This window comes from Propionivibrio sp., assembly GCF_049316945.1.
GTDB lineage: Bacteria > Pseudomonadota > Gammaproteobacteria > Burkholderiales > Rhodocyclaceae > Propionivibrio.
Window position 1 is genome coordinate 1 of the sequence record NZ_JBMOJE010000055.1, and the last position, 12,166, is coordinate 12,166.

Annotated in this window: 14 protein-coding genes; 2 read left to right on the top strand and 12 right to left on the bottom strand. The window is 59.9% G+C overall.

The genetic code is table 11. From position 1 onward, the window contains the following. Positions 1-38 precede the first annotated feature (38 nt). The 3 genes from ACOYNV_RS13545 to ACOYNV_RS13555 are packed head-to-tail and all read right to left on the bottom strand — an operon-like array spanning position 39 to position 2,496. The gene (locus tag ACOYNV_RS13545) at positions 39-365 is read right to left on the bottom strand and encodes a hypothetical protein (RefSeq protein WP_422900314.1); all 327 of its coding nucleotides are present in this window, start codon (positions 363-365) and stop codon (positions 39-41) included. Further along, positions 362-1,153 carry a DUF1365 domain-containing protein gene (locus ACOYNV_RS13550; protein WP_422900315.1) on the bottom strand — a complete coding sequence of 264 codons (792 nt, stop codon included), beginning with the start codon at positions 1,151-1,153 and terminating at the stop codon, positions 362-364. The genes ACOYNV_RS13545 and ACOYNV_RS13550 overlap by 4 nt, the downstream gene beginning before the upstream one ends. Beyond that, the gene (locus ACOYNV_RS13555; RefSeq protein ID WP_422900316.1) at positions 1,150-2,496 is read right to left on the bottom strand and encodes an NAD(P)/FAD-dependent oxidoreductase; all 1,347 of its coding nucleotides are present in this window, start codon (positions 2,494-2,496) and stop codon (positions 1,150-1,152) included. Before ACOYNV_RS13555 ends, ACOYNV_RS13550 begins: the two co-directional genes overlap by 4 nt. A gap of 138 nt (positions 2,497-2,634) precedes the next feature. Here ACOYNV_RS13555 and ACOYNV_RS13560 point away from each other — a divergent pair, with 138 nt between their 5' ends. Beyond that, entirely contained in the window at positions 2,635-3,555 is a 921-nt protein-coding gene (locus tag ACOYNV_RS13560; protein WP_422900317.1) for a MerR family transcriptional regulator, read from the top strand. A gap of 314 nt (positions 3,556-3,869) precedes the next feature. Here ACOYNV_RS13560 and proB read toward each other — a convergent pair whose 3' ends face one another. The 4 genes from proB to rplU all read right to left on the bottom strand — a co-directional run bounded on the left by proB (position 3,870) and on the right by rplU (position 6,770). Then, entirely contained in the window at positions 3,870-4,988 is a 1,119-nt protein-coding gene (gene proB, locus ACOYNV_RS13565) for a glutamate 5-kinase (protein WP_422900318.1), read from the bottom strand. A 2-nt stretch (positions 4,989-4,990) separates the two neighbouring features. Continuing rightward, positions 4,991-6,082 carry an Obg family GTPase CgtA gene (gene cgtA / locus ACOYNV_RS13570; protein WP_422900319.1) on the bottom strand — a complete coding sequence of 364 codons (1,092 nt, stop codon included), beginning with the start codon at positions 6,080-6,082 and terminating at the stop codon, positions 4,991-4,993. A gap of 85 nt (positions 6,083-6,167) precedes the next feature. Then, positions 6,168-6,428 (bottom strand): 50S ribosomal protein L27, encoded by a 261-nt coding sequence (gene rpmA, locus ACOYNV_RS13575; protein ID WP_422900320.1) that lies wholly within the window; start codon positions 6,426-6,428, stop codon positions 6,168-6,170. A gap of 18 nt (positions 6,429-6,446) precedes the next feature. Beyond that, positions 6,447-6,770, bottom strand: a complete 324-nt coding sequence (gene rplU / locus ACOYNV_RS13580; protein WP_422900346.1) for a 50S ribosomal protein L21 — start codon at positions 6,768-6,770, stop codon at positions 6,447-6,449. 271 nt (positions 6,771-7,041) lie between these two features. Here rplU and ACOYNV_RS13585 point away from each other — a divergent pair, with 271 nt between their 5' ends. After that, entirely contained in the window at positions 7,042-7,863 is an 822-nt protein-coding gene (locus ACOYNV_RS13585; RefSeq protein ID WP_422900321.1) for a symmetrical bis(5'-nucleosyl)-tetraphosphatase, read from the top strand. Here the strand turns inward: ACOYNV_RS13585 and ACOYNV_RS13590 are convergent. The 5 genes from ACOYNV_RS13590 to prmA form a co-directional block, all read right to left on the bottom strand. Then, entirely contained in the window at positions 7,820-8,593 is a 774-nt protein-coding gene (locus tag ACOYNV_RS13590; protein WP_422900322.1) for a lysophospholipid acyltransferase family protein, read from the bottom strand. The genes ACOYNV_RS13585 and ACOYNV_RS13590 overlap by 44 nt on opposite strands. Positions 8,594-8,604: 11 nt before the next feature. Then, entirely contained in the window at positions 8,605-9,057 is a 453-nt protein-coding gene (locus tag ACOYNV_RS13595) for a glycine zipper 2TM domain-containing protein (RefSeq protein WP_422900323.1), read from the bottom strand. Between the two features lie 9 nt (positions 9,058-9,066). Beyond that, a complete protein-coding gene (locus ACOYNV_RS13600; RefSeq protein ID WP_422900324.1) occupies positions 9,067-10,002 on the bottom strand; it encodes a carbohydrate kinase family protein in 936 nt (311 codons plus the stop codon). A 152-nt stretch (positions 10,003-10,154) separates the two neighbouring features. Continuing rightward, positions 10,155-11,138, bottom strand: a complete 984-nt coding sequence (locus tag ACOYNV_RS13605) for a DUF3426 domain-containing protein (RefSeq protein WP_422900325.1) — start codon at positions 11,136-11,138, stop codon at positions 10,155-10,157. Continuing rightward, a complete protein-coding gene (gene prmA / locus ACOYNV_RS13610) occupies positions 11,135-12,031 on the bottom strand; it encodes a 50S ribosomal protein L11 methyltransferase (RefSeq protein WP_422900326.1) in 897 nt (298 codons plus the stop codon). The genes ACOYNV_RS13605 and prmA overlap by 4 nt, the downstream gene beginning before the upstream one ends. Positions 12,032-12,166 lie beyond the last annotated feature (135 nt).

Sequence of the window (12,166 nt, forward strand, 5' to 3'; positions counted from 1 at the left end):
CTACACGCTGGTGTGAAAAGTGCCAAACCAATTGGGTCCTAACAGAAGAAATCTGTGGCTAGTAAAGTCAGCAGTCCCGGCAGATCCGGGGTTTCCCACTCGCCGTCGATCCACGCTTCGGCTAAACCGACATCGCCACGCTCCAGGATGCGCTCGAAAACCGCCCAGCTTCGAACATCAAGCGTTACCGATGATCCGCCGTTGCCGCAACACAGATGGCCGCCGTCCGGCAAGCGCACCTCCAATGTTCCGTGACTGATTCTTTCCAGCAGATTCAATACTGCCCTGGCATTGCGTGGCCGCGGGGCAGGGGAAGAAGAGGCTGCAGAGGCTGGCAGGGCGAGGGTGTTTTGCATGGAATTCATCGCGTCGTCTCCTCAAGGGGTGGTTCGGGTTTGGTGAAAAAAGGCACGCGCTTGAGCCACAAACGAAGCGCCTGCCAATGGATGCGAAAGACCACGCCAAGCGTCAGCAGTGGGTAACTGAAAAAAGCCTTGAGCAAAGCCCCGCTGGTCAGCGGCTCAGCTTTGCCGGAGAGTGAGGTATGCAGCAAATCACCACCGGCATCGCCGTGGTCGATGCACGCCAGGCGCCAGCTTTTGACAGCACTCGGTTCAAGATTCGGCGCGCCTTTGGCGTAAAAACGGAAGCGATAGAACCCGGAAACGGCCATGAACGGTGAAACATGGAAAACCTTGTTGCGCTCGAGCACCTCGCCATCGCGGATCGGTCGCCCGTCGGCATGCGCCAGCAGGTAATTGTGGTGCTCGCCGAAGGTGTTGCTGACCTCGGCCAGAACAGCAATCAACTCGCCCGAGCCGTTATGGCAGTACCAGAAACTGACCGGATTGAAGACGAAGCCGAGCACCCGGGGAAAACACTGCAGAAAGATTTCGCCATCGGCGGCGATACCGTTGCTATCGAGAAGGTCACGAATCCACGGCAAGGGGTGGGAGCCGTCACGGGCGCCGTGGTCGGCAAAGCGAAAGCTGAACAGATTGAAGCGGTTGACCGAAAACAGTGCGCTTGCGGCCTGTTCAATGCCTGATAACGGCAACAGGCAGAAGTAGATCGGATACACAAACTGATGCTCCGCCGGCCTCAAGCGGCGGTGCATGACTTGCCCGAAGAAAAGTTGGCCGGCGGTGTTCACGCGGCAAGCTCACCGAGTCGTCGCGGCGCCGGGATGAACGGCACCCTGGCTGGCCGCGTCTCAACTTCGCCGCCCTGCCAGGGCGCCTTGCAGCCGAGGGCGTTGGCCACCGTCAAACCGGATTTCAGGCCATCCTCATGGAAGCCGTAGCCGCTCCACGCCCCACAGAACCACACCCCGCTCTTGCCGGAGATGGAGGCCAACCGGCGCTGCGCCGCAATCGCCGGACCGTCGAACAGTGGGTGGGCGTAATCAAACTCGGCAATCACCTTATCCGCCGCCGGCTCGCGCTGCGGATTCAGCGAAACCATCACCGGCGTCTTGAACGGCAGTGGCTGCAAGCGGTTGATCAGGTAGGAAACGCTGACCGGCGAATGATTCAGCTCGCCCTTTCTGGCGCGATAATTCCACGCCGACCACAGCGCCGGATCGCGCGGCAAGAGCGCGACATCGGTATGCAGCACGGCACGATTCGGCTCGTAGCGGATGGCAGAAAGCAACTCGCGCTCTTCCGGCGTGGCCGCCGTCCCGAGAATCGCCAGCGACTGATCGCTATGACAGGCCAGCACCACCTGGTCGAAACGCTCGACCGCACCGTTGGTCGTCAGCGACACGCCATTTTCGTGGCGCGTGATACCGAGCACCGGCGTATTGAGGCGGATGTCGTCGATAGTCACGGCCAGCTTCTTCACATATTCCCGGGCACCACCGCGTACCGTGCGCCACAGCGGACGATTCAATACCTGCAGCAGCCCGTGGTTGCGACAGAAGCGCACGAAGGTGGCGAGCGGATAGTCGAGCATCTGCCCGGACGGGCAGGACCAGATCGCCGCCCCCATCGGCAACAGATACCACTCGGCAAAGGGCCGCGAATAGGAGCCGGCAACCAGAAAATTGCGCAAGGTCATCGAATCGTCCGGATGCGTAGCCAGCCAGGCCACGCTCTCCCGGTTGAAACGCAGGATATCGGCCAGCATGCGCCAGAATTTGGGGCGCAGCAGGTTCCGCTTCTGCCCGAAGACGGTGGCCAGACTGCTGCCCGACCATTCCAGATCCGGCTGTTCGAGGCTGACGGCAAAGGACATTTCGGTTTCCACGCTGGTCACGCCCAGATAGGCGAAAAGCGCGGTCAGGTTGGGGTAGGTCGCCGTGTTATAGACCAGAAAGCCGGTATCGACCGGGTGGCTGACGCCTTCGAGCGTCACATCGACGGTGTTGGTATGCCCGCCGAGATAGCTGCCGGCCTCGTAAAGCGTTACTTCGTGCTTTTGCGCAAGCAGCCAGGCACTGCTCAGCCCGGAAACCCCGGCGCCAACAACGGCAATTCGTTGCGCGCGACTCATGAACTACTCCTTTGAAGAACCCGGCCTTGGCTGCCGCACAATCGGTGATAAATTTCGTTCTGTCATGGACAAATAGAACGTTTATATCTTGAGTAGTTCCCGTGATAGTATTTGCTAATAAATTGTCCTGGACAAATAATGATTTCTCGACCCAGCATGACGATTGCCGCCGTAGAGCGGGACACCGGCCTCGGCAAGGACACCTTGCGCGTCTGGGAGCGGCGCTATGGCTATCCGCTACCGACCCGCGACGAGCGTGGCGAGCGCCATTACCCGGCAGAACAGGTTGATCGGCTACGCATCATCAAGCGCCTGATGGACCAGGGTCACCGACCGGGAAGCTTGTTTGCCGCCAGCGAAGAAGATCTGCTGCTACTCGCCGGTTCAAGCCAATCGCCAGAAAGCGCAGCGCCGCAAGACGAGCAGAGCGTCGTCGGCCAGATCCTCGCGCTGATCAAGGCACACGACGCGCAAGGGCTGCGCCAGGCACTCAACCAGGCCATGATGCGCCAGGGTTTGCAGCGTTTCGTCATCGACATCGTGGCGCCACTGAACCAGATCGTCGGAGCCGCCTGGATGCGCGGAGAACTCGAAGTATTCGAGGAGCACCTCTATTCGGAGCAGATCAAATCGCTGCTGCGCCAGGCCATCAGCAGCCTGCCGGCCAGCACCAGTGGGCGGCCGCGCATCCTGCTCACCACCGTCCCGGAAGAGCGGCATGTGCTCGGGTTGTTGATGGTGGAAGGCTTGCTCACGCTGGATGGCGCCACCTGCATCTCGCTGGGCGTGCAAACGCCGTTGTTCGACATTCGAGCGGCGGCCGAAGCGCACCGCGCCGACATCGTCGCCCTGTCATTCTCGTCGGCCTTTCCGGCGCGCCAGATTGCGCCGCAGATTAGCCAGTTGCGAGAAATGCTTTCACCGGATGTTGAACTGTGGGTAGGCGGGGCCGGCAGCAACAGACTCCCGGCGATTGACGGTGTCGTCGTTCTACCGACCCTTGAAGCCGCGCTCGCTGCCCTGCGAGCCACGCAGGACGGCGCTCTTGAAGGTCATTGACGTGGCAGCCTTTGTTTATGCGGCTCCCACGGCATGCTGACCGGAGAGCCTTTATTGACGGGCGTTCTGAGACATTGAGCCAGTCACGACATTTGCTTACGCGCTGTGCGGCAATCTGCTGAGCAAGCGAAACAGGGCGCTCAGCGGCTGTGAAAAAATGCCTCAACACCCACCGCAGAGGCGCAAAGGTGACCGAAGGAAATGCAGATCCGCAAAGGTTTCGCAGAGAAAATCTCTAACAACAATGAGGTTTCTCTGCGTTTCCTCTGCGGCTTTGCGCCTCTGCGGTGGATTCTTGATATTTTCACAGGCGCTCAGCGGAGAATCAGGTTGTCCCGGTGCACGATTTCCGACTCGTCGATATAGCCGAGAATCGCTTCAATGTCCTGGCTGGCGCGGCGGGCAATGCGGCGGGAGTCGCTGCTGCCGTAGTTGATGAGGCCGCGGGCGACCTCGATGCCTTCCGGCGAGAGACAGGCGACCGCTGCGCCACGCTCGAATTCGCCCTGGACTTCAACGACGCCGATCGGCAGCAGGCTTTTTCCAGCGCGCAGCGCCTTGACGGCGCCGGCATCCAGAATCAGTTTTCCGTTGAGTTGAAGATGGTCGGCCAGCCATTGCTTGCGGGCGCTGAGCCGTGGGGTCTCCGCTATCAGCAGGGTGCCGACGGATTCGCCAAGCGCCAGGCGTGGCATGACATCCAGCTCACGCCCGTTGGCAATGACCGTGTGCGCGCCGCTGCTGGCCGCGCGTTTGGCGGCGATGACCTTGGTGATCATGCCACCTTTGCCGTATTGCGAACCGGCGCCACCGGCCATGGCTTCAAGTGCCGGATCGCCGGCGCGGGCTTCGGAGATCAGCGTGGCGCTGGCGTCCTTGCGCGGATCAGCCGTAAATAGCCCCTGCTGGTCGGTGAGGATGATCAGGCAGTCGGCGTCGACCAGGTTGGCGACCAGGGCGCCGAGCGTATCGTTGTCGCCGAACTTGATTTCGTCGGTGATGACCGTGTCGTTCTCGTTGATGATCGGCACCACGCCCAGTCCGAGCAGTGTTGTCAGCGTCGAGCGGGCATTGAGATAACGCTTGCGATCGGAGAGGTCGTCATGGGTCAGCAGCACCTGCGCGGTGTGCAGTCCGTGGCTGGCGAAGGCGCTTTCATAGACCTGCACCAGTCCCATCTGGCCGACAGCAGCGCAGGCCTGCAGTTCATGCACGGCGCTCGGGCGCTTGCTCCAGCCGAGGCGCTGCATGCCGCAGGCGATGGCGCCGGAGGAGACGAGAACCACCTCCTTGTTGTCCTGCCGCAGCAGGGCGATCTGCCGTGCCCATTCATTGATGGCGTTTAGATCAAGGCCCTCGCCATTGTTGGTGACAAGGGCGGAGCCGACCTTGATGACAAGGCGTTTCGCTTCGGCAATGCGGGTCGTGGCCATGATCAAGCGTCTGTGTCGTTATCGGAATCTTCTGGAAAATAGTCGTCGAGCGGCAAATCTGTCATCGCGGGCGGTGGCGCCAGATTGTCGAGCGCATCCTGCAACTTGTAGATGACCTGACGACAGCCTTCGCCGTTGATGGCGCTGACGCGGAAGCATGGAGCGTCGGTGGTGTTGCCATAGGCCTGCAGGAAGTCGCTGACGCGCTGGTCGCGCTCGTCTTCGGGAATCAGGTCCAGCTTGTTGAGCACCAGCCAGCGCGGCTTGGCGGCCAGTTCGGGGCTGTATTTCTCAAGTTCGTGCACGATCGCTTTGGCGTCATGAACCGGGTCGGCATCGGGGTCAGGCGGGGCCAGGTCGACGATGTGCAGCAGTACGCGGGTGCGCGCCAGATGCTTGAGAAAGCGGATGCCGAGGCCGGCGCCTTCGGCCGCGCCTTCGATCAGGCCGGGAACGTCGGCGATGACGAAACTCTTGTTTTCGCTGACGCGAACGACACCGAGATTCGGGTGCATGGTGGTGAAGGGGTAATCGGCCACCTTCGGGCGCGCTGCGGAAACGGAGCGGATGAAGGTGCTCTTGCCGGCATTGGGCAAGCCGAGCAGACCGACATCGGCGAGTACGCGCAGTTCGAGTCGAAGATCGCGCTCTTCACCGGGCTCGCCTTTGGTCGACTGACGCGGCGCACGATTGACGCTGGACTTGAAATGGATGTTGCCGAGGCCGCCACGACCGCCCTTGGCGATCAGCACCTTCTTTTCATCGACATCGAGGTCGGCGACGATCTCGTTGCTGTTAACGTCGGCGATCACGGTACCGACCGGCACATGCAAGGTGATGTCCTTGCCGCCCTTGCCGTAGCAATCGCTGGAACCGCCTTTTTCGCCACGCTCGGCGAGGAATTTCCGGGTGTAGCGGAATTCGATCAGGGTGTTGAGGTTGCGGTCGGCAACGACGAACACACTGCCGCCGCGGCCGCCGTCGCCGCCATCCGGGCCACCTTCCGGCTCGTATTTCTCGCGCCGGAACGAGGCGATGCCATTGCCGCCGTCACCGGCTGCAACAAAGATTTTTGCCTCGTCAATGAATTTCATGAAGATGATCCCTGTTGTTCAGGTCTTGGAAATTAAAAAAGCCCTACCACCAAGGATAGGGCTTTTGGTCTGATTTGTTACGCGATCAGGCAGCGGGAACGATGCTGACCGTGCGACGGCGCTTCTCGCCCTTGATCGCAAACTGAACGTGGCCTTCGACCAGCGCGAACAGAGTGTGATCCTTGCCGATGCCGACGTTTTCACCGGGGTGAAAGGCGGTACCGCGCTGGCGAATGATGATGTTGCCAGCAACGACCAGTTGGCCGCCATAGCGCTTTACGCCTAGGCGTTTCGATTCCGAGTCGCGGCCGTTACGGACACTGCCGCCTGCTTTTTTGTGTGCCATGAGTCAGTTTCCTTTCGGTTACGCCGCGATGCCGTCGGCAATGACGTCGATCCGGATCTCGGTATAGTTTTGACGATGACCCTGATGCTTCTGATAATGCTTGCGACGACGCATTTTGAAGATCGTGATCTTGTCGTGGCGGCCTTGTGAAAGCACAGTTGCCTTGACCGTAGCGCCGGTGAGGAGAGGAGTGCCGATTTGTACGGACTCGCCTTCGCCGATCATGAGAATCTGGTCAAGGGTGATTTCTGCGCCAACTTCTGCCGGTATCTGTTCTATTTTCAATTTTTCGCCGGTGACAACGCGATATTGCTTGCCCCCGGTTTTTATGACCGCATGCATGTTGGACTCCAAATACAAAGTAAAGTAAAAAGAAGAACCGCGCATTATACGTATTTTCGTCGCCAAGTCAAAAAACTGAATGTCACAATACTAAAGTAAGCTTTGTCTTGGGGCGGACGGTTTTCAGCGTTCTGTTGTTGAAGGAGCGCTAATTTTTGCGCGATGGACGCTTGCTGCACGGAGGCAATTGCCGACTGAACTTCTACAAATCAGGCACCGCGCATGAGTCTGTAAAGCAGGTCAGCACCATAGGAAAATTTTGGGGGTGGGAGTGGCAACTTACGCAATCGGAGACATTCAGGGCTGTTTCAGTTCGTTCACTCGCCTGCTCGAACGTTGTGAATTCGATCCAGTGCAGGACAAACTCTGGCTGGTGGGCGATCTGGTCAATCGCGGGCCGCGCTCGCTGGAGACGCTGCGTTTCGTGCGCGATCTTGGCTCGGCGGCAATAACGGTGCTCGGCAACCATGACCTTTCGCTTTTAATGACAGCCGAAGGATTCGGCAAGCGCGGCAAGGGCGACACCTTCGACGAGATTCTCGCCGCACCGGATCGCGACGAACTTCTCGGCTGGTTACGACATCGGCCCTTGTGCCATCTCGAAGGTCAATACTGCATGGTGCACGCCGGGTTGCTCCCGCAGTGGACGGCGGCCGAAGCCTCTGCGCTGGCGGCCGAGGTCGAGGCGGCGCTGACCGAACCGGGCTGGCGCGAGTTCATGGCCAATATGTGGGGCAGCGAACCGGCGGCGTGGCGGAATAACCTGGCGGGCTGGCCGCGCCTGCGCGTAATCGTCAACGCCCTGACCCGCATGCGCTTCTGTTCGGCCAAGGGAGAGATGGATTTCAAGGCCAAGGGCGAAGTCGCCAAGGCGCCGAAGGGTTACATGCCGTGGTTTGAAGTGCCGGATCGGCGCAGTGCGGATACCGTGCTGATTACCGGCCATTGGTCGGCGCTGGGGCTGAAGATACAGCCCAATCTGCTGGCCATCGATTCTGGCTGCCTGTGGGGTGGTGCGCTGACCGCTATCCGGCTTGAGGACCGAGCGGTTATTCAGGTGGATTGCTCGAAGGAAGAAATCCGAGCCTGGTAGCGATGGCGGCGTGAGCCGCCTGCGACAGTTCACGCCGGGTCTGACCTGTGGTGTCGATGGCCGGTGCCGTAAGCAGGCGGGCCGTCAGCGAGCGGCAGGCGAGAATCGCGGAAAAACACTGCTTCATCGACGTTTCGCCGGCAAACGATGGCGCCAGGCTGATGTTTCCCTGGGCATCATGGTAAGAGAGTGCAAGCGGCAGAATTGGGCGCCCGGTCTCGATCGCCGGTTGCAGCAGGGCGGCGTGAAAGCCGAGCAGGTGGGTACCGTCGGTTGTCGTTCCCTCAGGAAAAATGACGACATCCATGCCGGCGACGAGCAGGGAATCGATTTCTGCATTGACTATGCGGGCGTGACCGCGACTGCCACGGCGCAGGAAAACCGTATCGTTTTGTTCTCCCAGCCAGCCAAAGAACGGCCACTGGCGTATCTCGGCCTTGGAGATGAAGGCTGACGGCCGCAGGGCGTTGATGGCAAAGATGTCCAGCCAGGAGATGTGATTGGAGACGATCAGGCAACCAGGAGGTGCGTCGGCTGGCTGCGCCTCAAGGCGAACGGAGAGAATCTTCAGTATCTGGTGCGACCAGCGCTGCTTCAGACTCACTCGCCGCTGTTCTGCGACCAAGGGGTAGAAGATTGCCGTGCCGACGGCAATCTTCACGAAATGCAGCGCCAGACGAAGGCAACGAAAAATACGGATCAGATAGGGCGTCGGGCGGGCTGGACTCATCGATCAAGCGGTTAATGGGTCACGCGTGTCGAACCGCTTCCGCTCAGAACGCGAACCCGTTCGCCGGGCTGGAAAATCTCGCCCATTTCCTGAACCACCGCGACCAACTGGCCGCCATCGAGATTGACGGTGATTTCCAGCGCATTCTTCTTGGTGGCATTCTCTTCAATGGCCGAGCCAGCCAATCCTCCGAGTACAGCGCCGATGATGGCACCGATGATCTGACCCTTGCCGCCGCCAACGTTGCTTCCTGCAACACCGCCGATGGCCGCGCCGGCAAAACCGCCGACGCCGGACTCGGTTCCTTCCATGGTCACTTCACGAATGCTTTCGACGACGCCGGTGCGCACGATCATTTCGCGCCTGGCCTGGTCGCGCGAGTAAACATCGCCCGACCGGCTGGTCGCGCAGCCGCCCAGAACCAACGAGATCATCAGTGCCGCAGCAAACTTCAAAACGTTCATTGCCTTCTCCTACCAAGGTGCCTTGCCGAAGGCTTTTGCATAACGGTCGGCGATGTTTTCACGACTCGGACGATGATTCTGCCCTCCGCGATGAGCGATTTTGATGGCACCCATCACCGCAGCCAGTCGGCCGGTACTGACCCAGTCCCAGCCGTTGGCAATTCCGTAAAGCAGTCCGGAGCGATAAGCATCGCCGCAACCGGTCGGGTCGACCAGATCATCAGCTTCAACGCAGGGGATCTCATAACGTTGACCATCCGCGTAAATATGTGAGCCTTCACCGCCCAGCGTAACAATCAGCGCCTTGACTTCGCCCGCCAGCAACTCCAGCGTACGGCCGGTCCGGTCGCACAGCAGCTTGGCTTCGTAGTCGTTGAAACAGGCGTATTGGGCGAGTTTCATGAACTGCATCAGGTCATCCCCCGAAAACATCGGCAGCCCCTGGCCCGGATCGAAGATGAAGGGCGTGCCGGCGGCGGCCAGATCACGGGCGTGCTTGAGCATCCCGTCACGGCCGTCGGGCGCGACGATGCCCAGCGTGGCATCCTTGGCATCCGCTACGTGGTTGAGGTGAGAGAAACTCATCGCCCCGGGGTGGAAAGCGGTGATCTGGTTATCGTCCAGATCGGTCGTGATGAAAGCCTGCGCGGTGAAGCTGCCGGCGATGCGGCGCACGTGAGTGCGTGAGAGGCCAAGGTCGTCCAGGCGAACGAGGTAGGAATCGGCGTCATCGCCAACGGTGGCCATGATCAGCGGGTCGCCGCCCAGCAATTTCAGGTTATAGGCGATGTTTCCCGCGCAGCCGCCAAACTCCCGGCGCATCTCGGGCACCAGAAAGGCCACGTTCAGAATGTGAATCTGCTCAGGCAGGATGTGATTCTTGAAACGGTCATGGAAAACCATGATGTTGTCGTAAGCAATGGAGCCGCAGATGAGTGTGGACATAGGATTCGAAAGGGGAAAATAGGAAAGTAGGAAGAGGATTATAGCACTGGGGTGAAAGGCCGATTTTGCGTTGCAATCTGCGTTGAGCATGTCCCGGTCGCGCCGGGAATGGTGAGAGGGCTCAATGGTTTTCCGAGGGATTCAAGCGCAGGTCAGGGGTAGAAAACGTAGAGGCGATAGCCGGCCGCGCTGATGTCTGTAGTTTCGATCCACAGGCGAACGGCAATGTCAGAATTCGCCGCGAATGGCTGATCAGCCGGCATCTTCGGCGAAAGATACTCGCCGGGGTGGAAAATACGGCGGGCGATGGCAGCATCCTGCGTGTCGGTCAGTGAGAGTTCGAGCGAAGGATAGGCCTGTCCGTAATTTGCCCGGTTGCGCAAGGTGGCGTTCAGTATGAGCAGATTGCCGCGCGCCGGGTCGGACAGAAGATCCGACGTCTCTATGCTCACCAGTTCAACGTGGCGTGGCAAAGGCAGGTCAGCGTCGAAGGCCTGGCTAAGTGCCTCAAGAATCGGGCGCATACCAGGCACCGTGATGGCGATCTCGCTACGGAATCGAAAAACAATCTGGCCAGCCAGTGCCACTATAAGAATCAAGGCAGTGAGGATGAAAGGCCAGCGGGCAGCCCTCTCGGCCGGAAGCGAGACAGAATCCGACATCACGCCTTCGGCCCATTTGCTGTAGCCCGGGATTTCGGTCGTCTCGCGCGGCAGAATAAGTCCGGTTGCCTTGCCCAGTTCTTGTGCAGCCGATTCACTGAGTGGCGTTACTTCATCAGCGGGAATTTCTGCCAGGGGTATCTCGCTTGCCGGAGGAAAGTCTTCTGCCACCAGGTTTTCGTCGAGCAGGATGTTTGCTGCTGAGTAGTCGCTTTCGGCCTGATGAGTTGATGCAGGTGCAGGTGTTGGGTCGAGCACCACGGCAACAGAGGCTTCTGGCAAAGCAGATGGCAGTACAGATGGCAGTACAGTACGCAGCGCAGACAAGGTCGCTGAGTTGGTCTCATCAAGCAGGCTGTCAAGCGCATTGAATACGCTCTGGCATTGTCCGCAGCGAACCTTGCCGGCGCGGGCCTTCAACTGTTCGGGAGTGACCCGGAAAGTTGTCTCACATGCGGGACAGCGCGTTTTCATGCCTTGCTCTTGATACCCGCGAGACAGACCCAGCCGTCGCGCGTGTCGGCGACGCTGAGCGGCAGATAGGGCGCATAGCTGGCGATCAGTTCTTCCGTCTGTTCAGCAAGGATTCCGGAAAGCGCCAGTTTCCCACCGGGCCGCACGTGTGCGCAGATCGCCGGCGCCAGCGCCTTGAGCGGATTGGAGAGAATGTTGGCCACCACAATATCAAACTGCCCCTTGAGATCCATTGCCGAATCGGCGAAGCGAGCGCTAACAGCGTTGCGCTCGGCATTGCTTGTCGCGGCGCTAACGGCCTGCAAATCGATATCGACGCCGAGAACGTTGCTGGCGCCGAGTTTGGCCGCCGCGATGGCCAGAATACCTGAACCACAGCCGTAATCAAGAATCGAGATGCCGGGGGTGACTGATTGTTCGAGCCACTCCAGGCAAAGGCGAGTGGTCGGATGCGAGCCGGTGCCAAAGGCCATGCCCGGGTCGAGCACCAGAATGATGGCGTCGGGATCGGGAGCCTGGTGCCAGGAAGGAACAATCCACAAACGTTCGGAAACGCGAATCGGGTCGAACTGCGACTGGGTGAGTTGCACCCAGTTTTGTTCAGCAACGGTCTCCTGGGTGAAGGATGGCGTCTGGTCAAGTCCGGCAATGGGGGCACAGGCGGCGATCAGTGCACTGGTGTCAGTCTCTGACTCGAGCAGAGCGATGACCCGCGAACGCTCCCAGCCGGGTGTGGTGACCGATCCGGGCTCGCCGAACTGTGGTGTTTCTCTATCCGTGCCTGCGTCTGCGTCTTCGATGCAAGCCGAGAGGGCGCCGGCCTCAAGCAGGGCGTCGGCCAGCGCCTCGGCGTGCCGGCAATCGGTTTCGATGCTGATGGAAAGCCAGGCCATGGTCTGCCGGCTTAGAGACTGTGAAAAAATGGCTGAACCCCTACCGCAGAGACGCAGAGGCGCAGAGGTTTCGCAGAGAAAACCTTTAAAGACAGATCGCTTCCTCCGAGTTTTCTCTGCGTCTCTGCGACTCTG